This window comes from Rhodoplanes sp. (assembly GCF_013377085.1).
Lineage (GTDB): Bacteria > Pseudomonadota > Alphaproteobacteria > Rhizobiales > Xanthobacteraceae > Rhodoplanes.
The window spans coordinates 1-25,557 of record NZ_JACAAX010000024.1 but is presented as its reverse complement, the minus strand read 5'-3'; the positions used below and the strand labels follow the sequence as shown (position 1 = coordinate 25,557).

The following is a 25,557-nucleotide window of genomic DNA, read 5'->3' as shown; positions in this document are numbered from 1 at the left end:
CCATGCGTCTTTCCACGCTCGCCGCCGGACTGCTCACCGTGCTGGTCGCCGCCTTCCTGGTGGTGCCGGCGCTGGTGTCGATCGTCGCCGGCGTCTCGGTGTCCTACTCTCGCGGCCTGTCCGAGGGCCTGACGCTCGACTGGATCTTTGAAGTCTGGCGGCTCTATGCCGACACCATCCTGCGCTCGATCATGATCGCGCTGGCGACGCTCGTCGTCACGCTTCTGATCGGCGTGCCGGCCGCCTATGCGCTGGTGCGCCGCGGCGGCCGGCTCGCGCGCATCGCCGAGGAGATCGTCACGCTGCCGCTGGCGATCCCCGGCCTCGCCCTGGCGCTCGCCCTGATCATCACCTATGGCGGCGTGCGCGAGCTGCGGGTTTCGTCGGCCTTCATCGTCATCGGCCATGTGCTCTACACGCTGCCCTTCATGATCCGCTCCGTGATGGCGGTGCTGCAGTCGTTCGACTGGCGGCTTTTGGACGACGGCGCCGCCTCGCTCGGCGCCTCGCCGTGGCGGCGCTTCGTCGACATCATGCTGCCCAATGCGCGGCCCGGCATCCTGGCCGGCGCCCTCACCGTGGTCACGCTCTCGATCGGGGAGTTCAATCTGACATGGATGCTGCACACGCCGTTGACCAAGACGCTGCCGGTCGGGCTCGCCGACTCCTACGCCTCGATGCGGCTGGAGATCGCCTCGGCCTACACGCTGGTGTTCTTCGTGATGATCGTGCCGCTTTTAGTCGCCATGCAGGCGGTGGCGCGGATCGGCGAGCCGCGGAGGACGGCGTGACGGCAGAAGAAACCACGGCGCACGGGGCGAGCCTGTCGATCCGGCGCGCCGGCAAGACGTTTCCGGGCGGCGTCGTGGCGCTCGCGCCGACCGATCTCGACCTGCCGGCGGGCGAGATCCTGGTGCTGCTCGGGCCGTCCGGCTGCGGGAAGACGACGCTGCTGCGGCTCGTCGCCGGGCTCGGCGCGCCCGACCCGGGCGGCGCCGTGCTGTTCGACGGCGTCGACGTGACCACGGTGCCGATCGAGCGCCGCCGCGTCGGCATGGTGTTCCAGTCCTATGCGCTGTTTCCCAACATGACGGTCGCCGAGAATGTCGGCTATGGCCTCAAGGTGCGGGGCGAGCCGAAGTCTTCACGCGACGCCGAGGTGGGGCGGCTGCTCGACATGGTCGGGCTCGCCGAGCTTTCGGACCGGCCGGTCGACCGCATCTCCGGCGGCCAGCGCCAGCGCGTCGCGCTTGCCCGCGCCATCGCGATCCGGCCGAAGATCCTGCTGCTCGACGAGCCGCTGTCGGCACTCGACGCGGCGCTGCGCGAAAAACTGCGGATCGAGCTGGCGCGGCTGCTGCGCCGCTTCGCCATCACGGCCATCCACGTCACCCACGATCAGGCCGAGGCGATGGCGATCGGCGACCGCATCGCCGTGATGAACCAGGGCCGCATCGTCCAACTCGGCACGCCCGAGGATGTCTACGTCCGCCCGGCCGACCGCTTTGTCGCCGGCTTCGTCGGCGTCATGAACCGGCTGCCGGGCCGGCTCCTGCCCGGCTGCGGCGTCGCCGAGGCGTTCTTCCGCCCCGAGGCCGTCGCGGTCGGCCCGCCGGAGGCGGGCTCGGTGGTCGCGATGGTCACGGCGGCGACCTTCTTCGGCGCCTACCGCCGGCTCACCCTCGACGTCGCCGGCCATGCGGTCGAGGCCGAGGTGCCGGCGGAGCGCCCCGTGCGGCCCGGCGATGCCGTCTCGCTCGCCGTCGATCCGGCCCGCCTGCACGTATTCCCGACCTGAGCTTGCAACCCGAGCAACCGACCCGAACCAGTGACGCCTCCATGCTGATCGCGCAAATCTCCGACCTGCATCTTCGTCCCCCCGGCGTGCCCGCCTACGGAGTCGCCGAGACCAACGCCTTCGCCGAGAACGCCATCAACGCGCTGCTGCGGTTGCGGCCGGCGCCGGAGCTCGTGGTTCTCACCGGCGACGCCACCGACTGCGGGCTGCCGGAGGAGTTCGCGCTGCTGACCACGCTGCTCGACCGCCTGCCCATGCCGGTCTTCTGCGTGCCGGGCAATCACGACCGGCGCGAGGCGATGCGCGCTGCGCTGGCGCCGAAAGGCTACCTACCGGCCGATGGCGCGCTCGACTTCGTGGTGGAGATGCGCCCGGTGCGGCTGATCGGCCTCGACAGCCTGTGGGAGGGCCACAGCGCCGGGCGGCTGGAGCCGGCGTCGCTCGACTTTCTCGCTGCGGCGCTGGCTGCAGCGCCCGATGTGCCCACCGTCGTGGCCGTGCACCATCCGCCCTTCGTCTGCGGCATCGGCCACATGGACCGCATCCGGCTGCTCGACGGCGCGGCGCGCTTTGCCGCGATCGTCGCCGCCAACCCGCAGGTCGAGCGGGTGATCACGGGCCACCATCACCGGCCGGTCGCGGTGCGCTTCGCTGGGACGATCTGCCAGATCGCGCCGTCGGTCGCCCATCAGGTGACGCTGAACCTCGCGCCCGGCGCGCCGTCCGATTTCGTGCTGGAGCCGCCCGCCTTCCTGCTGCACCAGTGGATCGAGGGCACCGGGCTGGTCACCCACCAGGCCTATGTGCAGCGCGCGCCGGGCCCGTTCCCCTTCGTCATGCCGGCCGAGTATCCGGGCGGCGGGTGACGCCGCGGTCAGTCAGCGCTCACCAGCCCGAGCCGCCGCCGCCTCCGCCGCCGCCGCCCGAGGAGCCGCCGCCGTCGCTGCCCGAGGAGCCGCTGCTCGATCCGGGTGCCGTCGAGGACGAGGCGACCGTGTCGGTGAGGCCGCTGCCGAGCTTGTCGGTCCAGCCGACCGGATCGTCGTATCCGCGGTCGCTCGAATACCAGGCCGTCGCGGCGGCGGCGCCGACGCCGGCCGCCGCCAGCACGCCGGCGAAGCGCGTCGCCCAGGTGTTCTCGACATCGAGCGCGATCGCATAGGGCAGGAACTTCTCGAACAGCTCCGGCGTCTTCTCGGGCGGGGTCAGGTATTCGAGACGATCCTCCTCGGCCGTGCCGAGATACTGGCGGAAGCCGGCGATCTGATCCATCACCACGCGGCCCTGCCGGGTCGGCGCCTTGAGGAGCGAGAAGGCCAGCGCGACCACCGGCGCCAGGGCGACCGGCACCAGCCCGGGTACGGCGTCGATCAGCGTGTCGGCCGAAGTGGTGAGCGCCATCGTGCCGAGGCCGCCGAACACCAGGAAGAAGATGGCGCCGACGATGAATGTCGGCAGCTTGACCTGGCCCTGGACGAAGCCGCGCAACAGGAGCGTGCCGGCGAAGGTGCCGACCGAGCCGAACAGCATGCCGATCAGCACGGGTCCGCCGAAATTGTCGCCGCGGGTGACGAAGGTCGTGACCGCGATGGCCGCGACAAGGGCGATCCAGCCGAGCGTGCCGACCACGGCCCAGCCGGTGTTGGGCCGGAACAGCACGCCCCGATAGGCGGCGTCGAGCCCCTGCTGCAGGGCCGACTTGGCGGCGGCGATGCGCTCGTGATTCTCCTGCTCCAGCGTGACGGCGCCGGCCGCGAAAAGCTTCTGCGTCACGGCGCGCTCGGGGGCGGGCAGGGGACGGCCGCCGTGGTGCGGCGAAACGCGGGTGATCTTGCCGACATCCGCGACCGTCAGATGGCCGCGCACCCCGAGATCGACGATCGCGGCGGCAAAGGTGCGGTCGTCGAAGCCCATCCGCCAGACATAGCGCACGCCCGCCGCCGTGAACCCTTCGGGCGGGCCGAACAGCGGGATGATGGTGCCGCGTGGCGGATCGCGTCCGACCTTCAGCCAAGCAAGCAGATAATAGCCGAGCAGCGCGATACCGCCGGCGAGTGCGGCGACGAGCGCGAGATTGTCGGTCAGCCACCAGCCGAGCTTTTGCGTGTCGGTCGGCGGCGCGACGACGCCCTTCTGCCACGCCGTCGCGACCGTGAGCCCATTGCGCGGCGGCAGTGGCCGCGTGGTGCGGAACACGATGCGGCCGGGCTGCTGCTCGATCACGGTCGCGTCGCGGCCGGTCGCGCCCTGCGGGCCGGTGTAGAGCGCCGAGCGGCGGAACGGCACCGCCTCGGGCAGCGTGATGCGCGCCTCGGCGACGTCGATCCCGAATGTCCAGCCGGTGCCGGTGGCGTTCCAGTACAGCTCGTCGACATCGTCGAAGAAGCCGATCTGCCGGGTGGTGCGATAGCGGATCACATAGGTGTGCGGCCCGCTGCGCAGCAGCGTGTCGGCGCTGCCGATGCGCAGCCGCACGCCGTTCGTCAGCACCTCGCGGGCGAACGGCTCGGTCCGGCCGTCGCGCTCGACGCCGAGCACGTCGAAGCCGACCTCGACGCGGGTGCCGTTCGGCCGCGTATAGATGGTCGGGAAATCGCGAAGAATGCCGCGGCGGATATCGCGGCCCTCGGCCTCCACCCGGATCGTCTCGGTGACGGCGAGGTCGCCGTTGCGCTCGACCGTCACGTCGCTGACGAAGGACAGGATGCGCTCCTGCGCGTGGGCCGGCACCAGACCCACTACGACCGCGGCGACCAGGACGGCGAGGGCGAGCGCGGCGCCGGAACATGTCCGGCCGAGCTCGACCCACACTCCGCTCATTCCCGCGAACGCGGGAATCCAGGGCCGCTTGCCGTGTCGCCCTGGGTCCCCGCTTTCGCGGGGACGAGCGGAATTCGGGGCCGACCCATCGCCGCCGAAAATCGCGCCAACGAACGACCCGGCGCCCGTCATCGCGAGAACTCCACGTGCGGTGCGGCGCCTTCGCCCTCGTCGATCTCGAAGAACGGCTTCGGCGCAAAACCGGCGAGGCGGGCGACGATCACGTCCGGCACCGACTGCACCGCGACGTTCAGGTCGCGCACCGTGCCGTTGTAGTAGCGCCGCGCCATCTGGAGCTGATCCTCGATCTCGGCGAGCTGATCCTGGAGCTTGCGGAAGTTCTGGTCGGCTTTCAGGTCCGGATAGGCTTCGGCGAGCGCGAACAGCCGGCCGAGCGAGCCCTGCAAGGCGCGCTCGGCGGCGGCCTGGGCCGGCACCGTGTCGGCGGCGACGCTCACCGAGCGCCGGGCGGCCAAATCCTCGAACAGGCCGCGCTCGTGCGCCGCATAGGCCTTCACGGCGGCGACCAGATTTGGAACCAGGTCGGTGCGTCGGCGGAGCTGCACGTCGATGCCGCTCCATGCCTCGCGGGCGAGGTTGTTCAGCCGCACCAGCCTGTTGAACAGAAAGCCCGCACAGCCGAGCAGGGCCGCTACCAGGACGAGGCCGATCCATTCCGGCGCCATGGCGTCTCGCATGCTGGCCCGGACCGGGGCGGCGCCGGGCGTGGGAGAGGACGGGCGATTCGTGGAGGGTAGTTTAGCGGCAGCGTCCCGGCCGACCAAATCCGCGCCGCCCGCCGGGTCTGCAACATAACTGTTATGAGACGATCGAGCGTGGGTGTGCGGCACCGAAAGTGCCATGACGGAACCGGCCGCGACCAACACATGCGGCAGACCCGGGAGGTTGCCATGTCGGGTGTCACGATCGAGATTCCTGCATCGCCGACCAAAGCCGTCGGCGCCGGATTGACCCGCGAGCAGAAGAAGAACCTCGCGCTCGCGTCGTTGGGGTCGTTTCTCGAGTTCTACGAGTTCATGGTGTTCGGCTTCTTCACCGTCGTGATCGCCAAGCTGTTCTTTCCGCCCGATCTTCCGGATGCGGTGAAGACGTTCCACGCCTTCGCACTCTATTCGCTCGGCTTTCTGCTGCGGCCTGTCTCGGGCGCGATCATCGGGCATCTGGGCGACAAGTTCGGCCGCAAGCGGATGTTCGTGATCACCATCTTCATCATGGCGGTCCCGACCACCCTGATCGGCCTGATGCCGACCTATGCCCAGATCGGCATCCTCGCGCCCATCCTCCTCCTGGTGCTGAGACTGGTGCAGGGGGTGGCGATCGCCGGTGAGTTCGCGGGCGCGTCGGTGTTCGTTTCCGAGCACGTGCCGGTCGCGCGGCTGGCGACGGCGAACGGCTGGTTGCTGGGCTCGACCTGGCTCGGATTCTTTTTCGGCGCGGCCTCGGGGGCGGTGCTGGCCAACCTGCTCTCCCCGGCCGATCTCGAGGCGTGGGGGTGGCGTATCCCCTTCGTCGTCGGTGGTGTGTTCGGTCTCGTATCGGTCTATCTGCGGCGTTCGCTCGACGAGACACCGCTGTTCAAGGCACTGCACGCCCGCCGTGACCTGGCCAAGGCATCGCCGTTCCGCGACGCGATCCGGATGTGTCCCGGCCGGATGGCCTACGTGGCCGGGCTCGCCAGCTATCTCGGCACCATGATCATCATCCTCTATTTCTATATGCCGACCTTCCTGGCGGCGAATTACGGCTTCGACCGTGCGAGTGTTTTCACGGCGAATGCTACGGCCCTGTTGGTTGCCTCGGCTCTGTGCCCTCTCTGGGGCCGGGTCGCGGACAAGGTTGGTTACGGACTCGTGCTCGGGCTGGGGGCCACTGCGCTCGGTGTGGCGCTGTTCGCGTTCTTCCAGCAGCTCGAGTCGATCGCCGCCACGCCGGGCGTGCTGATCTGGTGGTACCTCGGCTTCTCGGTCCTGATGGCGACCGCCGGCGTGGTCCCGCTGCTCTCCGCCGCCCCGTTCCCGACCGAGCTGAGGCTGACCGGCTTCGGCTTCGGCTACAATGTCGGGATCGTCATCTCCGCGGCGGCTCCGACCATCATGGCGTGGATCGTCCTCTCCTACGGGAGGCAGGCGGTCGCCTGGTTCGCGCTTCTCGTCGGAATGGTCGGTCTCGTCCTCTCCGTCATGACATCCCGCATCCCGCTGATGCTCGACAAGGAGCACGTCCGATGACCGTCACGGGCCGAGCCTCGCCCCTGTGCGTCCGTCTCTCCGACATCCCCGAAACCGTGCTCGTTCCTGCGAAGTACCTGTCGGGTGGTTCGATCGGGGCCCAGATCGCCTACGGGTCGGACATGAGCCTGCTCGTCGCCACCCGCCAGCCCGGCTACCATTCCAGGCCGCATACGCACGACGCCGAGCAGCTCAATTACGTGCTCCAAGGCGAGCTCTACGTCTTCGTCGGCGACGACGGGTTTCTCGCCCGGAAAGGCGATGTTTTCCGGGTCCCCCGCAATGCGGTCCACTGGTCTCTGGTGAAGGGCACGGGCCCATGCGTTCTGCTGGAGACCCATGCGCCGCCTCTGGTCGGCGACCCCGGCGTCGTCGATACCGCCGTCGCCCTGGTGGAGGATGGTGCTGCCCTGAGCGTGACGGCGATCGGCTCGGAATGGCCGAGCACACACGACACGGCGAGCGTCGAGGAGCGGGTGCTCGCGCGCGACCGGGCAGCAGCAGGGTCCGAGGTGCTGTCATGATGAGATCCCGCAAGTTCGGCGACGTCGAGCTCATCCAGATCGTCGAGTTCACCGGACCGACGCACGATCTCGAATGGATGCTGCCGGGCATGCCGCGCTCGGCCTTCGACGCCAATGCGTCTTGGCTGCTGCCGGATTACTGGGTGGCGAGCACCAATCGGCTCGTGTTCACCATGCAGGTGGTGGTGCTCAAAGCACAGGATCGCATCATCCTGATCGATACCGGCGTCGGCAACGGCAAGACACGCATCTCGCCGCATCAGAACATGATCAATACGCCGGTGCTGGATTGGCTGGCGGCCGTCGGCGCGCCGCCCGACAAGGTCACCCACGTGGTCCACACGCATCTGCACGGCGACCATGTCGGCTGGGATACGTGCCGCGACGGCGACCGGTGGGTCCCGACCTTCCCGAATGCGATCTATCTGGCGCCGGCGGACGATTGGACTGATTTCAAGTCGCGTCACGATACGGGAACGCTCGGCGTGCACGACGGGCCGTTCGTGGACAGCGTGCTGCCGATCGCCGAGGCCGGGCTGCTGCGGTTCTTCGCGCCCGGCGAGGAGGTCGCGGGCTGCCTGCTGCCGACCGCCGCACCGGGTCACACCATCGGCCAGGTGACGCTGTCGTTCCGCCACGCCGGCGAGCACTGCATCTTTTCCGCCGACGTCCTGCATTCGCCCATGCAGGTGCAGTATCCGGACATCAACAGTCGCTGGTGCGAGTATCCGGATGCGGCGCGGGCCACCCGACGCGGCCTGATGGAGACCGTGGCCACGACGGAGGCGATCGTCTATCCGGCGCACGCCTTTGGCCTCGACGGCTGGCGGATCGTGCGGCAGGGCGACGGTTACGCGGTGCATACCGGACCGCGGTCGGCTGTGCCCGCACGGCCGGCTGCGCCGCATGTGCCTGATGCGTCGAACATCGTTCCGCGCCGCGTGCCGCAGACGGCACACGGCTGATCCTCGCCTAGACACACCCGCTTGAACCGGAACGCGATCATGATCTACGAGATGCGAACCTACGAGTTGAAGGTCGGGGCCACCGCCCGATACGTGCAGCAGTTCAGTGAGGTTGGGCTTCCGATCGTCAGCCGCTACTGCAAGCTCGTCGGCTATTGGGTGGTCGAGGGCGGACGCCTCAACCGCGTCGTCCATGTCTGGGAGTTCGAGAGCCTCGAGCAACGCAGCGTCGCCCGTGAGCACTGGTGGCAGGACCCCGAGTGGATCGAAAAATACCTGCCGCTCGCATTGCCGCTCGTCCTCTCGCAGGAGTCGATCCTGATGACGGCGGCGCCGTTCTCTCCCGTCGGAGGCGTACACGTATGAGCCGGGCGATGCGCATGGAGCGGACCGGCGGTCCGGAGGTTCTGATCTGGACCGAAACGGATGTGGTGGAGCCCGGGCCGGGGCAGGTGGGCATCCGGCACACGGCGATCGGCGTCAACTATATCGACGTCTATCATCGTACCGGCGTCTATCCGCTGCCACTTCCGGCCACGCCGGGGGTCGAGGGCGTCGGCGTCGTCGTCTCGGTCGGCGCCGGCGTCGACGGACTGAAGGTCGGCGACCGTGTCGCCTATGCGGGCGGTGCGCCCGGGGCCTACAGCGAGCATCGGGTCCTCGATGCGGCGCGTGCCCTGCGCCTTCCCGACGCGATCGGCGACGAGCAGGCGGCGTCCGGCCTGTTCTCGGGACTCACGGCCCGCTTCCTGCTGCGCGACGTGTACCGGGTCGCGTCCGACGACGTCGTGCTGATCCACGCCGCCGCCGGCAAGGTCGGGCTCCTCATGTGCCAGTGGGCGCGTCACCTCGGTGCCACCGTGATCGGCACGGTCGGCAGCGAGGCGAAGGCAGCCGTCGCCGCCGAGCACGGGTGCCGGTTTCCGATCGTCTACACGCGCGACAACGTGCCGGAAGCACTGCTGCGCGCCACTGGCGGGGCCAAGGCCCATGTCGTTTACGACTCGGTGGGCAAGGACACGTTCGCGGACTCGCTCGACTGCCTGCGGCCGAAGGGCATGCTGGTCTCGTTCGGCGTCGCGTCGGGCGAGACGCCGCCGCTCGACCTGCGTCTCCTTCTCGCCAAGGGCTCGCTGTTCGTCACCCGGCCGAGCTTCGGACACTATATGGGCGAGACGGGCGCCTACCGTGCCGCGGCGCAGGAGCTGTTCGGCCTCGTGACCGATGGCACGCTGACGTTCCCCACCGGGCAGCGTTTCGCCCTGAAGGACGCTGCCGCGGCACACCGAGCCCTGGAGGAGCGCCGCACCACGGCCGCGACCATCCTGGTGCCGTGACGATCCACCCGTCCGCGTGGCCGCTTTGACGGCCGGAGCGCGCTCGCTATGATCGGCACGTCGAACGGCGAGTGGACCGTGGGCGAGCCGAAGCTGAACGCGTCGAGTCTGGATCTGCGGCCACTGTACTATTTCGTCCACGTGGCCGGCAGCGGCAGCTTTACGCGCGCCGCCGCGGCGCTGTCGGTGGGACAGCCGATCATCAGCCGCGCGATCCGCGGCCTGGAGCAGGACCTCCAGGTCGTGCTTCTGCATCGGCACGGGCGGGGCGTCAGCCCCACGCCGGCCGGCGAGCAACTGCTGGCGCACGGCCGGACGATCCTGCGGCAACTCGCAGAGACGCGCGACGGTGTCGCCGCACTCGGCGACGTTGCCGCGGGCGTGGTCGATATCGCCATGCCGCCGCTGTTCGGCGACTTGGTGGCGATTGATTTTCTCAAGCGGATGCGAGCCGACTATCCGCTGATCTCGGTGCACATCCGGGAAGGGTATGCGGCGGATTCGCTCGACTGGCTGAGCGCCGGCGTCAGCGATATCGCGCTCGTGTTCAACGCGCCGAGCATCACGACCCTTTTAGTCGAGCACGTCCTCGACGACGAGATCCATATCGTTGGTCTACCGGGCAGTCTCGAGTCGATCCGCACCGGCCTGCCGGCGCGAATGCTGGCGGGCATGCCCCTGCTGCTGCCGCCGGCGCCGCACCGCTTGCGGGCGCTGGTCGAGGATGCTGCCCGCGCGGCGGGTATCGTGCTGCGGGTCGAAGCCGAGATCAGCGGCGTCGCGACATTGTTGGAACTGGTCAAGGCCGGGGTCGGATACACGGCCCTGCCGGCGACACTCCTGCGCGGCCAGATCAAGGAAGGACGACTGCAGAGTTGCCCGATCGTCGATCCCACCGTGGGGCCGCGACTGGCCTTGGTGACATCGATGCAGCGTCCGCCGACGCTGGCCAAGAAGGTCGCCCTCGAAGCGCTCTCGGACGTGCTCTCGTTGCACGGCGGGCCGCAGCGCGGCAAGGCGACGCGCAGCGGGACCAAGCACGGCAAGCCGAAGCACCGCTCGTCCGCGACTGCGGCGCGGGGCTGAGGACAGGATTGGACGCGCGGGGCGGGGCACGCCCCCGGCGTCGGCCGCAGCGCGACGATCGAGAGGCGGCACGGAGCACCCGGCCGCCTCTCGATCGAACGATGCTAGTTGGCCCGAACCTCGGCGCGGGTTTCGGCCGGCTTGAAGGCGCCGCCCTTGGGGGCCGGCAGCTCGACCGTGTTCGTCTTGACCGGCGCGTTGGCGCGACGGATCTGGTAGAGGTACCAAGCCGCGACGGCGGCGACCAAGATGCCCACTTGGTAGCCCGGCAGGACCAGCGACAGTGCGATCAGCACCACCGCGACCGTGCAGGCCTTCCCGAGCTTCTCGCCGTCGCTGAAGATCGGGGTGAGCCGGTCGTAGTTGTCGCCCTCGAGGAAGGGGGCGGTGAACCGGTCGAGGCCGAACTTCGTCCACGCTCCCAGGAACCCGAGCTTGTGGGACCAAAGCAGGAACAGCGTGATCGCGAAGGCAAGCAGAGCAATGGCGGCTCCGAGGGGGCCGGCGGCATAGCCGATGACCACCACGAGGGCGGCGGCGAATGCGAAAACCCAATAATTCATTTGTTTAACCCTCCACCCCTGAAGGGGGGCTGAACGAGGTTGTCCTAGTCAGCTTACAACACGCCTGACAAGACAACGATACAGCGTGAGTCGGAAGGCGTAAATGGAAGGCGGGGCCCTCCCGGCCGGATGGTGAAGGGCGCCGTGCCTCGCCGCCGCGGTCCGGTCCTATCGCTCGACGAAGGCCTTGAGGCGCGCGAGCGCGTCGTCCCACTGGCGCGAGATGTCGGCCAGGCCGTCGCGGGCGTCGTCGATGGGCTGTCGCACCAGCACGAACCGGCTCTCGCGACCGACCCGCCGGCTGGTCACGATGCCGGCGCCTTCGAGCACCTTCAGGTGCTTGGTCACGGCTTGCCGGGTCAGCGGCGTGCTGGCCGTCAGGCTGGCGATCGACAACGGCTCGCCACGGGCGAGCCGGCCCAGCACCGAGAGCCGCGTCTCGTCGCCGAGGGCGGCGAACACCGCGGCCCGGGCCGCGAGGACGTCGCCGGGCGACTGCGCCGCCGTCGCGTTACCGGACATGACCGTCGCTCCCCACCGTCTCGGCGACGTAGCGCGCGATGTTCTCCACCTGCATGCCCCAGCCGCGGTCGTTCATCCGGAAGGCCTCGTCGCGGCGATGGGCCGGCACCTTGTCGAATCCCGATTCCACCACGGTCAGCCGGGTGCCGGTCGCGATCGGCTCCAGCGTGAACTCGACCAAGGTCGGCTCCTCGCCGCTGTAGTCCTGGCCGGGGTCGATGGCGTAGGGGTGCCAGGCGAAGGCGAAGCGGCGCTCAGGTTCGATGGCGCGCACCTGTGCGGTCCAGCGCACGTGCTCGTAGCCCGGATAGGTGACGTGGCCGCGCGAGAACGCGCCGACCACGAAAGGCCCGTCGAGCTTCACCCGGAACCAGGCGCCGAACGCCTCGTGGTCGATCAGCGCCCGCCAGACGCGCGACACCGGCGCGGCGATCTCGATGGTCTTCTCGATGCGGTCGGTCGTGCTGAGGGGTGTGGACATACGCAACCTCCTGGTTGCGAATAGGCATAGCCGGACCGGACAAAAAGCGCAACCATATTGTTGCGTTTTGATCGTCGAACGAGACGGCGGCTCCGAGAAGCCGGCGTGACGGCGAGCGGGGCCCAGCTTGCTCTCGCCGGCGACGCACGTTAAAAGGGCGCCGTTGCGTCGCCGGTCAACGCCGCGTTAACGAACGTCCGTCACCGTGACGCGCAACAGAGGACTTTTGGGCATGTCGCCGCGCCGCCATGATCGCGCGCTTTTCGGAAGGGCCGTTTCGGCCCCGTCCGCGGCTGCCCTGATCTCCGGCCTGCTCCTTCTCCTTAGCTGCCCCTGAGGGCCGGCAGGGCGCGACGCGCCTGGGCGCTCAGGGGACCCGAGTTGGAACCCCGGACGCGCCCTGAAGCGGCGCATGCTCTTCGAGAAGGATTTCTTTCCATGACCGCGCACCCGACCTCCGCGCACCCCGCGACCGCGCACCCGATGTCCGAGAAGGACCGCGTCGTCATCTTCGACACGACGCTGCGCGACGGCGAGCAGTCTCCCGGCGCCACCATGACGCACGAGGAGAAGCTCGAGGTCGCCGAAAGCCTCGACCAGATGGGCGTCGACATCATCGAGGCCGGCTTCCCGATCGCCTCGGAGGGCGATTTTCAGGCCGTCAACGAGATCGCCCAGCGGACCAAGAACGCCGTCGTGTGCGGGCTCGCCCGCGCCGCCTTCAAGGACATCGACCGCTGCGCCGAGGCGATCAAGCCGGCGCGGCGCGGCCGCATCCACACCTTCATCTCCACCTCGCCGGTCCACATGAAGTGGAAGCTGCAGATGGAGCCCGACAAGGTGTTCGAGATGGTGGTCGCGCAGGTGACGCGCGCCCGCAACTACACGGACGACGTCGAGTGGTCCTGCGAGGACGGCACCCGCACCGAGCCCGACTTCCTGTGCCGCTGCGTCGAGGCCGCCATCAAGGCCGGCGCGACGACCATCAACATCCCCGACACGGTCGGCTACACCACGCCGGAGGAGTATTTCTCGCTGTTCAAGATGGTGCGCGAGCGGGTGCCGAATTCCGATCAGGCGCGCTTCTCGGTGCACTGCCACGACGATCTCGGCATGGCGGTGGCGAACTCGCTCGCCGGCGTGCGCGGCGGCGCGCGGCAGATCGAGTGCACCATCAACGGCATCGGCGAGCGCGCCGGCAACGCCGCGCTGGAAGAGGTCGTGATGGCCATGAAGGTCAGGAACGACGTGCTGCCCTACTGGACCGGCATCGACGCCACCCGCATCACCCGCGCCTCGAAGCTGGTCTCCGCCGTCACCTCGTTCCCGGTGCAGTACAACAAGGCGATCGTCGGCCGCAACGCCTTCGCGCACGAGTCCGGCATCCATCAGGACGGCATGCTCAAGCACACCCAGACCTACGAGATCATGACGCCCGAGAGCGTCGGCGTGAAGCAGACCTCGCTGGTGATGGGCAAGCATTCGGGTCGCCACGCTTTCGTGCACAAGCTGGAGGAGCTCGGCTATCAACTGGCCTCCAATCAGCTCGAGGACGCCTTCATCCGCTTCAAGGCGCTGGCCGACCGCAAGAAGCACGTCTACGACGAGGACATCGAGGCGCTGGTCGACGAGGAGATCGCCACCGCGCAGGACCGCATCAAGCTGGTGTCGCTGTCGGTGATCGCCGGCACCCGCGGGCCGCAGCGCGCCACCATGAAGCTCGACATCGACGGCCGCACCGCGATCGAGGAGTGCGAGGGCAACGGCCCGGTCGACGCGGTGTTCAACTGCATCAAGGCCCTGGTCCCGAACGAGGCGAACCTCGAGCTCTACCAGGTGCACGCCGTCACCCAGGGCACCGATGCCCAGGCCGAGGTGTCGGTGCGTCTCTCCGAGGCCGACAAGACCGTCACGGCCAAGGGCGCCGATCCGGACACCCTGGTCGCCTCGGCGAAGGCCTATCTCGGCGCGCTGAACAAGCTGGTGATCAAGCGCCAGCGCACCAAGCCCGAGGCGATGACGGCGACGCCGTAAGACGGAGCTGATATCGTCTCACGAAGCGCCTCCTTCACCTCTCCCCGCACGCGGGGAGAGGTGAAGGAGGCCGACGCTGCGCTGCATTCTTCGGTGCACGAGTCCGCCTACAACTCTCTGAACATCACCAGCGCATCGACATAGCCTTGGGTCGGATGCGCGAACGCACCCGGCAGGCGGCCGACGATGGAAAAACCCAGGTGCTGCCACAGCCGCACGGCGCGCTCGTTCGAGGCGATCACGAAGTTGAACTGCATGGCGCGAAAGCCGCGCGCCTTGGCGCGTGCCAGCGAGTGCGCGCACATCGCCCGGGCGACGCCGCGGCCGGGCGCGTCGGCCGCGACCATGTAGCCGCAGTTCGCCACATGGGCGCCGCCGCCGGCATTGTTGGCGCGCAGATAGTAGGTGCCGAGCACGGCCTCGCGGTCGCGCTCCTTGTAGACGGCGACGTGCACCTCGTGGGCCGGCGACAGCCAGTAGGCCAGCGTGTCCTCGCGGCTCATGTCGGTCGGCAGCGGATAGGTCTCGCCGGCCCGGATCACCGGTTCGAGGATGCGCCATAGCGCATCGGCATCGGCGTCGGTCGCGGGACGGATCAGCATGGCGCTTCGTGGTCGTTCCGGGGCGCGGGCCGAAGGTCCGCGAGCCCGGAATCCATACTCGCAGACAGGGGTTATGGATCCCGGGCTCGCCGCTTCGCGGCGCCCCGGGATGACGGTGAGTCCGATCACCGATCGGCCGCCAAAGTGGATGGCCGGGACGAGCCCGGCCATGACGAGTTTGCGAGTCAAGTCCGGTCCGTCCGCCCCGTCAATACGTCATCGCCAGCGGCGGGCCTACCATGTTGGGGATCTCGATCTCGATCTCCAGGGTCGAGATCTTCGCGCCGCGATCCATCTTCACCTGCACGGCGTCGGGATCGATGAAGACGTGCCGCGAGATGACGGCGAGGATCTCGTCCTGCAGGACCGAGACGAGGTTCGAGCGGCCGAGCGTGGAGCGCTCGTGCGCCAACAGGATTTGTAGCCGCTCCCGCGCCACCGGCGCGGAGTTGCGGCGCTTGAACCAGCTCCACATCATGCTGCTCTCCGTCCGAACAGCTTGGTGAACAGTCCACGTTTCTCCGCCGGGATGACGATCTCGACGTCCTCGCCTTCCAGGCGGCGTGCCGCCTCCGTGTAGGCGCGGGCCGGTGCGCTCGCCGGATCGCTCAGCACCACCGGGGTGCCGAGATTGGAGGCGCGCAGCACCTCCTGGCTCTCCGGGATGATGCCGAGCAGCGGCAGCGACAGGATCTCGAGGATGTCGGCGATGCCGAGCATCTCGCCCCTGGCGGCACGGGCCGGGTCGAAGCGCGTCACCAGGATATGCTTGGCGATGCGCTCGCCCCGCTCGGCGCGTTCGGTCTTGGCGTCGAGCAGGCCGATGATCCGATCGGAGTCGCGCACCGACGACACCTCGGGATTGGTGACGATGACGGCCGCATCGGCGTGCCGCATGGCGAGCTGGGCGCCGCGCTCGATGCCGGCCGGGCTGTCGCACAGCACCCAGTCGAAGCGCTGGCGCAGCTCGTCGATGACGCGGGCGACCCCCTCGTCCGTGAGGGCGTCCTTGTCGCGGGTCTGCGAGGCCGGCAGCAGCCACAGCGTCTCGATCCGCTTGTCGCGGATCAGCGCCTGCTGCAGCTTGGCGGCCCCCTGCACGACGTTGATGAGGTCGTAGACGACCCGCCGCTCCGCCCCGAGCACGAGGTCGAGATTGCGCAGGCCGACGTCGAAGTCGACCACCGCCACGGTCTGGCCGGTCTGAGCCAGCGCCGTCCCCAGAGCAGCGGTGGTGGTGGTCTTGCCCACGCCGCCCTTACCCGATGTCACCACGACCACGTTGGCCATTGTCGGTCCCTTCTCCCTGCCTCAGTCGAGTGCAGCAATCAGCATCGTCTCGCCGTCGAGCCAGGCCTGGATCGGCCGGTTGCGGAGCGAGACGTCCAGATCGTCCACGGTTCGGTAGTAGCCGCTGATGGCGAGGAGCTCGGCCTCGATCTTGCGGCAGAAGATGCGGGCGCGCCGGTCCCCATTGGCGCCCGCCATGGCCCGCCCGCGTAGCGCGCCATAGATGTGGATCGACCCGCCGGCGACCACCTCGGCGCCCGACGAGACGGCGCCGAGCACGATGATGTCGCCATGCGGGTGATAAATGGTCTGGCCGGAGCGGACCGGCATGTCGACGGTCAGCGAGCCGGTCTGCGCCGTCGGTCGGCTCGGGCGCGTCACCGGTGCCGGCTCGGGTGCGGGATCGGGTGCCGGTTCGGGCGCGCTCTCGCTGGTCGCGACGCCGCGGCCGCTGGTGAGGAGCGGCGGCAGCTCGGAACCGAGGACGGCGGCGTCGCCCCCTTCGAGCCCCATGATGCGGATGCCGCGCGCCTCGAGCTCCTTGATCATCGCGGCGATCTCGGTCGGCGCCAGCGTCAGGCCGGCGAGGTCGAGCACGGCCGGGCGGCCGGCGAAGAATCCGGGCGAGCGGCCGAGCGCCCCGTCGATGTCGGCGAGCCAGTCGGCGACCGGCAATTCGGGCGCGAGCGCGAACGCCATATAGGATCGGCCCCGGAAACGCACGGGGCGCGGACGCGGTTTACTGTTCACGGCAGTCCTCATGGCCTCCGGCTCCCGGAACGGCGACGCGGGTCGGGGGCGATGGACGCCGGACGAATCGCCCCAGCCTGAAGGCGAAGCGAGAACAGTGGCAGCATTGAGTCGCTATGGCCGAGGGAGCACATCGCGGACCTCCTAACCAGCCATCCGGACGTCGCCGCCATGCGGCGCCGGCACCGGCACGCCGTCGTGGGTGTACTCGTTGAGCTTGTTGCGCAGGGTGCGGATCGAGATGCCGAGAATGTTCGCTGCATGCGTGCGGTTGCCGAGGCAGTGCTTGAGGGTCTCCAGGATCAGGCCGCGCTCGACATCGGCCACGGTGCGGCCGACCAGGGCGCGGGTGACGGCTTCGGCCGCCAGCGCGGCATGCTCGACCGCGGGCGGGCGCACCTGGTCGAGCCGCTCGCCGTCGGGCGTCAGGATGGCGTCGGCGCCGATCTCGTCGCCGCTCGCCAGCAGCACCGCGCGATGCATGGTGTTCTCGAGCTCGCGCACATTGCCGGGCCAGCGGTTGATCGAGAGCTGATGCTTGGCGTCGGCGGAGAGCGGCCGCACCGGCACGCCGTTCGCCTGCGCGTATTTGCGGGCGAAGTGATGGGCGAGCTCGAGGATGTCGCCGGGACGCTCGCGCAGCGGCGGGATCTTCAGGTTCACGACATTGAGCCGGAACAGGAGATCCTCGCGGAAGGTGCCGTCGCGCACCGCCTCGGCGAGGTTGCGGTTCGACGTCGCCAGAATCCGGATGTCGACCGGCACCGGCCGGGTGCCGCCGACCCGGTCGATCACCCGCTCCTGCAGGGCGCGCAGGAGCTTCGCCTGCAGCCGCACCTCCATCTCGGAGATCTCGTCGAGCAGCAGGGTGCCGCCGGTCGCCTCCTCGAACTTGCCGACCCGGCGCGCGATCGCGCCCGTGAAGGCGCCCTTCTCGTGGCCGAACAGCTCGGACTCCAGGAGTTGCTCCGGGATCGCCGCGCAGTTGACCGAGATGAACGGTCCGCGCGCACGGTTCGAGCGGCCATGCACGTAGCGGGCCAGCACCTCCTTGCCGGTGCCGGACTCGCCCGTGATCAGCACCGAGGCGTCGGACGGCGCGATCTGCTGGGCGAGCTTGACCACGTTGGCGGTCGCCTGGTCGCGATAGACGAGCTCGCGCGAATCGTCGGCGACGGCCGCCAGCACGGCGGCGATCATCTCCGGATCGGGCGGCAGCGGGATGTATTCCTTGGCGCCCGCATGGATGGCGGCGACCGCGGCGCGCGCGTCGCTGCTGGTGCCGCAGGCGACGATCGGCACGTGGATGTGCTCGGTCTCGAGCCGCAGCACCAGCTCGCGGATGTCGAGCGCGACGTCGACCATCATCAGGTCGGCGCCGCGGCCGGAGCGCAGCACCGCCATGGCCTGGTCGGTGCTCTCGGCGTGGGTGACGCTCGCGCCCTTGTCCATGGCGATCTTGGTCGCCACGGTGAGCTGGCCTTTCAGGGTACCGACGATCAGAAGGCGCATGGGGTCACTCCGTGGCTGCGGGCCGCTCGACCGGGAACGCCGGAAGGGCTGCGAGAATGGGCATGGTTCGGTGGCGCGTCATCAGCCGCGGTCCGCCTTGATGATTTCCGTCATGGTCACGCCGAGCTTGTCCTCGACCAGCACGACCTCGCCGCGGGCGACCAGCCGGTTGTTGACGTAGATGTCGATCGCCTCGCCGACCCGGCGGTCGAGCTCCAGCACGGCGCCGGGGCCGAGCTTCAGGAGCTCGCCGACCTCCATGCGGGCGCGGCCGAGCACGGCCGAGACCTGCACGGGCACGTCGAACACCGCCTCGAGGTCGTGGGCCGCGTGCATCGCGGCCTCCGGCTCCTGCTTGTCCGTATCCTGCTCGACGATGCTGTGATCGGTGTCGAGATTGGGGAAGGGCACCTTCGTGTCATCGTTCGCCATCGTGTGTCCCTCCCACCTTACGCCGTGTCGCCGCGGCGGGCCGCGACATAGCGCGAGACTGCCTCGTCGATCGCCTGTTCGGTGACGCTGCGGTCGCGCACCAGGCCGCCGTCCGCCCATTCGATCCGGCAGTCGCCGGGCGTGATCTCGGCGTCACCGAGCACCACGAGCCGACCCTCGAAGCCGCGGGCCCGCGCCATCTCGGTGAGGCGCTCGCGCGCCAGCTCGTAGAGGCCTTCGTTCACCCGCACGACCACATGGGGGGCGCTGACCAGCTCGCGCAGGCAGGCCGACATCAAGGCGCCGACCTCGCCGAAAGGCTGTTCGGCGATCAGGGCCGGAGCGAGCTTGCGGGCGATCGCGGTCGCGACCTCCACGGCCTCGGCCTGGAGCTTCGAGGTGATGGCCGGGATTTGCGCCGCGACGATGCCGATCGCTGCGGCGATGCGGTCGAAGGCGGCGGCGGTCTGCCGCTCGGCCTGAGTGCGGGCCTGCGCCTCGGCGGCGACCAGCCCCTTCTGGTAGCCGCGCTGCTCGGCTGCGGCGATCGCGGCCTCGTGCTCTTCGGGCGAGATGGTCGGCTCGCTCTTGGCCTTGGCCGGGGCCGCGAAGTCGAGATCGAACAGGAATTTGGCCGGCGCGGTCATGATCCGCACCTCGCGCCGTCGGCACTGCCGCGGGCCGTCGCCTGCGCGTCGGCGCTGCGGATCGCCGCGTGCGCGCGGTCGCTCCGGCGATCGGCGCCGGCGCGGAGCGAGGTCGTGTGCGGGCGGCGGGTCATCGCGGTCCTCAGTACACCAGCTCTTCGTCGGCGCGATTCTTGGTGATCATGATCTCGCCCTTGCCGGCCAGGTCCTTGGCGAGATTGACGAGCAGCGCCTGAGCCTCGTCGACCTCGCGCAGCCGCACCGGTCCGAGCGCGCTCATGTCGTCCTGCAGCATCTTGGCGGCGCGCGTCGACATGTTGGACAGGAAGAAGTTGCGCACCGGCTCGGAGGCGCCCTTGAGGGCGATCGCCAGCTTGTCCTTGTCGATGTGGCGCATCAGCGTCTGGGCCGAGGCGTTGTCGAGCTTGATCAGGTCGTCGAACGTGAACATCAGGCTCTTGATGCGCTCGGAGCTCTCCCGGTTGGTCTCCTCGAGCGCCGTCATGAAGCGCGTCTCGGTCTGCCGGTCGAAATTGTTGAACACCTCGGCGATCAGCTCGTGGGCGTCGCGGCGCCGGGTCTGCGACAGACTCGACATGAACTCGGTGCGCAGAGTCTGCTCGACCCGCTCGATCACCTCCTTCTGCACCGATTCCATCCGCAGCATGCGGTTGACCACGTCCATCCCGACATCCTCGGGCAGGATCGCGAGCACCTTGGCGGACTGCTCGGGCTTGAGCTTGGAGAGCACGACGGCGACGGTCTGCGGGTATTCGTTCTTGAGGTAGTTGGCGAGCATCTCCTCCTGCACGTTGGAGAGCTTCTCCCACATGTTGCGGCCGGCGGGCCCGCGGATCTCGTCCATGATGCCGGTGACCCGCTCGGGCGGCAGGTATTGCTGCAGCAGCCGCTCGGTCGCGTCGTAGGTGCCCATCAGGGCGCCCGAGGCCGACAACCGCGAGACGAATTCGAGCATCAGCCCCTCGACCGCCTCGGCCGGCACGGTGCCCAGCGTCGACATCACGATCGACAGCGTGCGCAGCTCGTCGTCGTCGAGGAGCTGCCAGATCTTCGAGCCGTACTGGTCGCCGAGCGCGAGCAGCAGCACGGCGGCGCGCTCGGGCCCGGTGAGCTTGCGGTTGCTGCCGCCGGCCGGCTGGCGGGCTGCCAGCGTGGCCACTACGTTCTCGATGTCGCTCTTCGGTTTCATTCTGGGGGTCCGCGATCAGGTCGACTCGTGGAGCCATTGGCGCAGGATCTGGACGGTCTCCTGCGGATTGCGTTCGGCGAGCTCGCCGACCTTCTGGATCGACTGCGCGTGCACGCTGCCCTGCACCTGCGCGAAGTCGATCATCCGGGAGGTATGGCTCGATGCCGCCTTGGCCTCTTCCTCGCTTTGCGGGATGCCGATCGGAATGCCGCCGGGCAGCGCCGGCGCGGTCTCCGGGGTGCCGCCCGTCAGGGCTGCGAAGGTCTCGGGCGTGATGATCCGACGCACCAGCGGGCGGATCACGAAGAGCAGCACGACCAGGCCGAGCAGCAGCATCACGCCGAGCTCGATCGCCCGCATGAGGTCGTCCTTGGTGAACTGCAGCATGCCGAGCCAGCCGGTCTGCTCGGGCATGGCGATGCTCTGGGTCTCGGCGAAGCGCAGATTGACGACCTCGACCTGGTCGCCGCGCTTCTGGTCGAAGCCGATGGTCGAGCGCACCAGCGCCGCGATGCGGTCGAGCTCCTCCTTGCTGCGCTCCTGGTAGACCAGCTCGCCCTTGTCGTTGCGGCCGTAAATGCCGTCGACCAGCACGGCGACCGAGACGCGGTTGATCCGGCCGCCCTCGATCACCTTGGTCTCGGTGATCCGGGTGATCTCGTAATTGTTGATCTCCTCGGTCTTCTTGCTCTGGTCGCGCGGGCCGGCGCCGGGCTGCGCGTTGGCGCCCGGCAGCTCGGTCGCCACGCTCACCTGGCCCTGCGGGTCGGTGGTCGACGACATCTCCTCGCGGGTCTGGCTCGAGCGCAGCACCCGGCCCTCGGGGTCGTAGCGGTCCTGGGTCTGGGTCACGCGGTTGAAGTCGAAGTCGGCGGTGAGCTGCACGCGGGCGCGGCCGGGGCCGACCACCGACGAGATGATCGACTCGATCTGGTCGCGCAGGTTGCGTTCGTAGGCGAGCTTGCGCTCGTCGCCGGTCGCGCCGGTGCCGTAGGGGTCGTCGTTGGCGCCGTCGGCGAGCAGGCGGCCGCTCTCGTCGACCACCGAGACGCGCTCCGGCTTGAGGCCGTTGACGGCCGAGGCGACCAGGTGGCGAATGGCGCGCACCTGTTGGGTCTCGAGCTGGCCCCGCACCTTGAGGGCGATCGAGGCCGACGGCTCGAGCTTGTCGCGCGAGAACAGCGGCCGCTCGGGCAGCACCAGGTGGACGCGCGCCGCCTGCACCCGATCGATCGCCCGGATGGTGCGGGCGAGCTCACCCTCGAGGGCGCGCAGGTGATTGATGTTCTGGACGAAGCTGGTGGTGCCCAGCGCGTCCGACTTGTCGAAGATCTCGTAGCCGATGCCGCCGCCCTTGGGCAGGCCGCCTTCGGCGAGCTTCATGCGCAGGCGGCTGACCCGGTCGCGCGGCACCAGGATGACGGCGCCCTCGTTCTTCATCTCGAAGGGGATGCTCTGGCGCTCCAGGTCCTTGATGATGGCGGACGAGTCCTCGAGCGACAGGTCGGTGAACAGCGGCGTCATCACCGGCGCCGTCACCCGCAGGATCACGAAGGCGAAGAACCCGATCAGGGCGGCCGTGACCGCGCCCATCGCGGCGATGCGCGCGGGCCCGAGGGTTTTCACGAAGGTGATCAGACCTTGCACGGGTCGACCCTGGACGGAGGAGGCTTCCAAGCCGTTATTCCGCCGGACGAAAATCGCCCGACCCGGCAAGTTTTGCCGGGTTCATGGTTTCGAATTGGTTAACGCCCGGGTTAACCACCGTCCCGACAGCCGAAATTCGCGCCGGCGTTGCTTCGGCGCCGCTGTTGTGGCGGCAAGGAGGCAGCTTTACGGCATCTGGATACCGTTGCGGCTGCGCCGGCGCACAAATTGTTAACGCCCGTCAAGGGCCGGCCGCGCAACCGCGAGCCGAGGCGTGTCGGCTCGACGTTCCGGCTCGACGCGTCGCCTCGAATGCGGGAGCCCAAAAAGAAAAGGCCGCCGGGGGGCGGCGGCCTCTCGCCAGCCCGGTGGTGACACAACCGGGCGGCCTGTCGGACAGATGGGGGGCTGGGGGGGAGATACCCGTCCGACATCAAGTCAACGTGCCGCTCGCGCCCTGGTTCCACCCGCTCCGAAAGATTTTTCCGGAGCGGATCGAGGGCGAGGACGGCGGGTACGCCTATTATTGGCGGTATTGTTGCAGGCGAGTGGTGCGCAGGCCGGCGAGGCCGTGGCGGTCGATCGAATATTGCCAGGCCAGGAATTCTTCCACCGTCAGCGTATAGCGGTTGCAGGCTTCTTCCAGTGACAGGAGGCCGCCGCGAACCGCGGCGACGACCTCGGCCTTGCGGCGGATCACCCATCGTTTGGTGCCCGGCGCGGGAAGGTCGGCGATAGTCAAAGGGCTACCGTCCGGCCCGATGACGTATTTCACCCTCGGGCGGTGGGGTTCTGTCATGGACGAACTCACGCTACAGGAACTGAAAACACCTCATCACCATAGGGGTCCCCGCTTAAAAATTGGCTAAGCGTCCGTAAAAAAAGGGAAAACATCGACGTTAGAAAAGCCCCTCCGAATTGGCTTCGGGGGCGCTGCAGCGAAATCGGCAAAGCGTGTGACGTCAATATGATGCGCCGCGCCGGCGGCGGCCGGTACGGTGGTCCGGAGCGGCCCGGGCGGGCGGTTCCGTCGCGCCGATTATGTGTGTTCTTTTTTACTTGGCGCGGGTGACCCGCTTGACCTGGTCGAGGGTGAAGTCCTGGCCGCCGACCGTCAGCACGGGAGGCGTCTTGGTCAGGTCGACGGAGTCGACCACCCCCTGCACCTCGGTCGAGACCGCCACGCTCTGGCCGGCCGCGTCGACTGCCGTCACGGTCATCTTGTAGGAGCCGGGCGGCCATTGGGTGCCGTCCTTGCCTTTGCCGTCCCATTTGAAGCTCTGCTGGCCGGCCTGCATGGTGAAATTGCCGGAATAGACGGTCTGGCCGGATGCATTGGTGATCGAGACGGCGGCCGACGCGGGCTTCTGGACCGTGAAGTCCCAGCTCGCCGTGCCGCCGCTCGGCAGCGTCGCCGAAGAGCCGTCGACCGCGACGGTCGTCCCGACATAGCCGATCGCCTGGGTGTTCTGGGCGGTCTTCTGCAGCGTCACCAGGGTCTCGAGCTGCTGGTTCGACTTGAGCTGCTGCTCGACCTGCGAGAACTGGACGAGCTGGGACGTGAACTGGTTGGTGTCCAGCGGGTCGAGCGGGTTCTGGTTCTGCAACTGGGTCGTCAGCATCTTCAGGAAGGTCTGGAAGTTGTTGGCGAGCGACTGGCTGTCGGTCGCCGTGCTGCTGCTCGTGCCGGTGCTCGACGTGGCCCCGGTGGTGACGGCGGCCTTCACGCCGAAACCGGTTCCGCTCTGGATGTCCGTTGCCATGACACTACACCTTCTGGTTCGAGCGAGAGGTCAAACGCGGATGTCGACGCCGCGGCTGCGGCCGAGCATGCGTCCATAGGTGGCGGTCAGCTCCACGGCACCCTGGTCGAGCGCCGTCTCGCTTGCCTGCGCAGCATTCGGGCGGCCCAGCCGGCCGGTGCCGGACTGATCGCCCTGCTGCTGACCGGTGCCCTGGTCGCGCAGCGAGAACTGCATGGTGCCGCCATCGGTCTTGAGGCCGGCGTCCTGCAGGGCGCGCTCGAGCTGGTTCGAGTCGCGCCGCAGCAGGTCGAGCGTGTCGGCCCGGTCGGCCGTCACCCGCGACACCACGGTGCCGTTGGCGTCGACGTCGAGCTGGACATGGATGCGGCCGAGGTCGGGCGGGTCGAGCCTGATCTCGAACGTGTGCTTGCCGGCGCGCGCCTGCGACGTGATCTCGACGGCGACGCCGGAAAGCGGAACGCTGTCCGAAGCCTCGCTGCGTCCGCTCACGCCCTGGGTGGCGGAGGCCGCGGACGTCCCCGTGATGGTCAGCCCCTCGGTGCGGACCATGCCGGCGGCGGCCGGCATCGCCGGATTGGTGGTCGGCGCGGCCGTAGCCGCGGCCGTGGCCGCCGCGGTGGCGTTTGCATCCGGACGCGGCTCGCTGGTGCCTGCGGTCTCGCTCGCCGGCCTGGCCGCGGCGGCCTGGCCGCCGGCATGCAGCGGCGCGGTGGTCGGCGCCGAGGCGGCGCCTTCGGTCGGGGTCGCAGTGGTCGGCGCGGTCGTGTCGGACGTCCCGACCGCCGTGGCCGGCTTGGTCGTCGGTGCGGCCTTGGACTGCTGGGTTGTCGTTGCGGCGGGCTTGGCGGTGGCCTTGTCGTCGGTGGCGGCCGTGGCGGTCGCCGCCGCATCGGTGACGGAGGCGGCCGGGCCGCTCGCCGCATCGGTGTCGCCGGAGGCCGCGGTGGCGGCCGCGAGATCGGCGGCCGTCGGCGCCGTTGTGGCGGGCTTGGCCGGCTTGCCGGCGTCGCCGACCGCCGCGACGGCATCGGTCGCCGCCGGGTTGGCGGCGGTGGCGTCGGCCGTCGGCAAGGTGGGCGTCGCGACGGCCACGGCGACCGGGGTCACCGGTGTCGCGACCGCTGCCGCGGCTGCCGCCGCAACTGCCGCTGCCGCTGCCGCGGCTTGGTCGTCGGTTGCCGCGGTCTGATCCGTCGGCGTGGAGCCGTCGCCCTGACCTTTGGTGTCGCCGCCTTGGCCGGCGTCGGTCCCCTGGTCCTTGGTCTTGCCGGCATCGGTCGTCGGCTGGTCACTGCTCGCCGACGAGGAGCCGTCGGTGGTGC

Annotated in this window: 27 protein-coding genes; 10 read left to right on the top strand and 17 right to left on the bottom strand. The window is 69.1% G+C overall.

Going from position 1 to position 25,557, the window contains the following annotated elements:
• The first annotated feature begins 2 nt into the window (after nucleotides 1-2).
• From HXX10_RS17065 to HXX10_RS17055, 3 genes are read left to right on the top strand one after another with little or no spacing between them, the layout of a single operon-like run.
• Entirely contained in the window at nucleotides 3-791 is a 789-nt protein-coding gene (locus HXX10_RS17065) for an ABC transporter permease (protein ID WP_296523988.1), read from the top strand.
• On the top strand, nucleotides 788-1,798 hold the full coding sequence (locus tag HXX10_RS17060; protein WP_296523987.1) for an ABC transporter ATP-binding protein: 1,011 nt from the start codon (nucleotides 788-790) through the stop codon (nucleotides 1,796-1,798). The genes HXX10_RS17065 and HXX10_RS17060 overlap by 4 nt, the downstream gene beginning before the upstream one ends.
• Nucleotides 1,799-1,839: 41 nt before the next feature.
• Nucleotides 1,840-2,664 carry a phosphodiesterase gene (locus tag HXX10_RS17055; RefSeq protein WP_296523986.1) on the top strand — a complete coding sequence of 275 codons (825 nt, stop codon included), beginning with the start codon at nucleotides 1,840-1,842 and terminating at the stop codon, nucleotides 2,662-2,664.
• A gap of 19 nt (nucleotides 2,665-2,683) precedes the next feature.
• On the opposite strand, the gene HXX10_RS17050 is transcribed toward HXX10_RS17055, so the two are convergent.
• Together HXX10_RS17050 and HXX10_RS17045 are read right to left on the bottom strand one after the other, a co-directional pair.
• Nucleotides 2,684-4,618 carry a DUF2207 domain-containing protein gene (locus HXX10_RS17050; RefSeq protein ID WP_296523985.1) on the bottom strand — a complete coding sequence of 645 codons (1,935 nt, stop codon included), beginning with the start codon at nucleotides 4,616-4,618 and terminating at the stop codon, nucleotides 2,684-2,686.
• Nucleotides 4,619-4,746: 128 nt separating this feature from the next.
• Nucleotides 4,747-5,304: a LemA family protein gene (locus tag HXX10_RS17045; RefSeq protein ID WP_296523984.1), complete on the bottom strand. Its 558-nt coding sequence runs from the start codon at nucleotides 5,302-5,304 to the stop codon at nucleotides 4,747-4,749.
• Between the two features lie 225 nt (nucleotides 5,305-5,529).
• Here HXX10_RS17045 and HXX10_RS17040 point away from each other — a divergent pair, with 225 nt between their 5' ends.
• From HXX10_RS17040 to HXX10_RS17015, 6 genes are read left to right on the top strand one after another with little or no spacing between them, the layout of a single operon-like run.
• Complete coding sequence (locus HXX10_RS17040) at nucleotides 5,530-6,867, top strand: MFS transporter (RefSeq protein WP_296523983.1); 1,338 nt, start codon at nucleotides 5,530-5,532, stop codon at nucleotides 6,865-6,867.
• Nucleotides 6,864-7,391, top strand: coding sequence for a cupin domain-containing protein (locus HXX10_RS17035; RefSeq protein WP_296523982.1), 528 nt, complete (start codon nucleotides 6,864-6,866; stop codon nucleotides 7,389-7,391). Before HXX10_RS17040 ends, HXX10_RS17035 begins: the two co-directional genes overlap by 4 nt.
• Nucleotides 7,388-8,356, top strand: a complete 969-nt coding sequence (locus tag HXX10_RS17030) for an MBL fold metallo-hydrolase (RefSeq protein ID WP_296523981.1) — start codon at nucleotides 7,388-7,390, stop codon at nucleotides 8,354-8,356. The genes HXX10_RS17035 and HXX10_RS17030 overlap by 4 nt, the downstream gene beginning before the upstream one ends.
• A gap of 39 nt (nucleotides 8,357-8,395) precedes the next feature.
• Nucleotides 8,396-8,722, top strand: coding sequence for an NIPSNAP family protein (locus HXX10_RS17025; RefSeq protein ID WP_296523979.1), 327 nt, complete (start codon nucleotides 8,396-8,398; stop codon nucleotides 8,720-8,722).
• Nucleotides 8,719-9,693 (top strand): quinone oxidoreductase, encoded by a 975-nt coding sequence (locus HXX10_RS17020; RefSeq protein WP_296523978.1) that lies wholly within the window; start codon nucleotides 8,719-8,721, stop codon nucleotides 9,691-9,693. The genes HXX10_RS17025 and HXX10_RS17020 overlap by 4 nt, the downstream gene beginning before the upstream one ends.
• A 48-nt stretch (nucleotides 9,694-9,741) precedes the next feature.
• Nucleotides 9,742-10,779 (top strand): LysR family transcriptional regulator, encoded by a 1,038-nt coding sequence (locus HXX10_RS17015; RefSeq protein WP_296523977.1) that lies wholly within the window; start codon nucleotides 9,742-9,744, stop codon nucleotides 10,777-10,779.
• A gap of 104 nt (nucleotides 10,780-10,883) precedes the next feature.
• On the opposite strand, the gene HXX10_RS17010 is transcribed toward HXX10_RS17015, so the two are convergent.
• The 3 genes from HXX10_RS17010 to HXX10_RS17000 all read right to left on the bottom strand — a co-directional run bounded on the left by HXX10_RS17010 (nucleotide 10,884) and on the right by HXX10_RS17000 (nucleotide 12,345).
• Nucleotides 10,884-11,342, bottom strand: a complete 459-nt coding sequence (locus HXX10_RS17010; RefSeq protein ID WP_296523976.1) for a hypothetical protein — start codon at nucleotides 11,340-11,342, stop codon at nucleotides 10,884-10,886.
• 168 nt (nucleotides 11,343-11,510) lie between these two features.
• Nucleotides 11,511-11,864: a metalloregulator ArsR/SmtB family transcription factor gene (locus HXX10_RS17005; RefSeq protein ID WP_296523975.1), complete on the bottom strand. Its 354-nt coding sequence runs from the start codon at nucleotides 11,862-11,864 to the stop codon at nucleotides 11,511-11,513.
• A complete protein-coding gene (locus tag HXX10_RS17000) occupies nucleotides 11,854-12,345 on the bottom strand; it encodes an SRPBCC family protein (protein WP_296523974.1) in 492 nt (163 codons plus the stop codon). The genes HXX10_RS17005 and HXX10_RS17000 overlap by 11 nt, the downstream gene beginning before the upstream one ends.
• Before the next feature lie 483 nt (nucleotides 12,346-12,828).
• Between HXX10_RS17000 and HXX10_RS16995 the strand changes: the two genes are divergently transcribed.
• Nucleotides 12,829-14,379 (top strand): 2-isopropylmalate synthase, encoded by a 1,551-nt coding sequence (locus tag HXX10_RS16995; RefSeq protein WP_296524042.1) that lies wholly within the window; start codon nucleotides 12,829-12,831, stop codon nucleotides 14,377-14,379.
• A gap of 107 nt (nucleotides 14,380-14,486) precedes the next feature.
• Here the strand turns inward: HXX10_RS16995 and HXX10_RS16990 are convergent, their stop codons facing one another.
• From HXX10_RS16990 to HXX10_RS16935, 12 genes are all read right to left on the bottom strand, one after another.
• Nucleotides 14,487-14,981 (bottom strand): N-acetyltransferase, encoded by a 495-nt coding sequence (locus HXX10_RS16990; protein ID WP_296523973.1) that lies wholly within the window; start codon nucleotides 14,979-14,981, stop codon nucleotides 14,487-14,489.
• Between the two features lie 208 nt (nucleotides 14,982-15,189).
• Nucleotides 15,190-15,459, bottom strand: coding sequence for a cell division topological specificity factor MinE (gene minE, locus HXX10_RS16985; protein WP_296523972.1), 270 nt, complete (start codon nucleotides 15,457-15,459; stop codon nucleotides 15,190-15,192).
• A complete protein-coding gene (gene minD, locus HXX10_RS16980) occupies nucleotides 15,456-16,271 on the bottom strand; it encodes a septum site-determining protein MinD (protein WP_296523971.1) in 816 nt (271 codons plus the stop codon). The genes minE and minD overlap by 4 nt, the downstream gene beginning before the upstream one ends.
• 21 nt (nucleotides 16,272-16,292) lie before the next feature.
• Entirely contained in the window at nucleotides 16,293-17,033 is a 741-nt protein-coding gene (gene minC, locus HXX10_RS16975) for a septum site-determining protein MinC (protein WP_296523970.1), read from the bottom strand.
• A gap of 132 nt (nucleotides 17,034-17,165) precedes the next feature.
• Complete coding sequence (locus HXX10_RS16970) at nucleotides 17,166-18,533, bottom strand: sigma-54-dependent Fis family transcriptional regulator (RefSeq protein WP_296523969.1); 1,368 nt, start codon at nucleotides 18,531-18,533, stop codon at nucleotides 17,166-17,168.
• Nucleotides 18,534-18,614: 81 nt separating this feature from the next.
• On the bottom strand, nucleotides 18,615-18,965 hold the full coding sequence (fliN, locus tag HXX10_RS16965) for a flagellar motor switch protein FliN (RefSeq protein ID WP_296523968.1): 351 nt from the start codon (nucleotides 18,963-18,965) through the stop codon (nucleotides 18,615-18,617).
• Between the two features lie 17 nt (nucleotides 18,966-18,982).
• On the bottom strand, nucleotides 18,983-19,612 hold the full coding sequence (locus HXX10_RS16960) for a FliH/SctL family protein (RefSeq protein ID WP_296523967.1): 630 nt from the start codon (nucleotides 19,610-19,612) through the stop codon (nucleotides 18,983-18,985).
• A 142-nt stretch (nucleotides 19,613-19,754) separates the two neighbouring features.
• Complete coding sequence (gene fliG / locus HXX10_RS16955) at nucleotides 19,755-20,822, bottom strand: flagellar motor switch protein FliG (protein WP_296523966.1); 1,068 nt, start codon at nucleotides 20,820-20,822, stop codon at nucleotides 19,755-19,757.
• 15 nt (nucleotides 20,823-20,837) lie between these two features.
• The gene (fliF, locus tag HXX10_RS16950) at nucleotides 20,838-22,469 is read right to left on the bottom strand and encodes a flagellar basal-body MS-ring/collar protein FliF (RefSeq protein ID WP_296523965.1); all 1,632 of its coding nucleotides are present in this window, start codon (nucleotides 22,467-22,469) and stop codon (nucleotides 20,838-20,840) included.
• 523 nt (nucleotides 22,470-22,992) lie between these two features.
• Nucleotides 22,993-23,268 carry a DUF1153 domain-containing protein gene (locus tag HXX10_RS16945; RefSeq protein ID WP_296523964.1) on the bottom strand — a complete coding sequence of 92 codons (276 nt, stop codon included), beginning with the start codon at nucleotides 23,266-23,268 and terminating at the stop codon, nucleotides 22,993-22,995.
• A gap of 256 nt (nucleotides 23,269-23,524) precedes the next feature.
• Nucleotides 23,525-24,232, bottom strand: coding sequence for a flagellar hook capping FlgD N-terminal domain-containing protein (locus HXX10_RS16940; RefSeq protein WP_296523963.1), 708 nt, complete (start codon nucleotides 24,230-24,232; stop codon nucleotides 23,525-23,527).
• 30 nt (nucleotides 24,233-24,262) lie between these two features.
• The coding region (locus HXX10_RS16935; protein WP_296523962.1) for a flagellar hook-length control protein FliK at nucleotides 24,263-25,557 on the bottom strand (1,295 nt) is incomplete at its 5' end.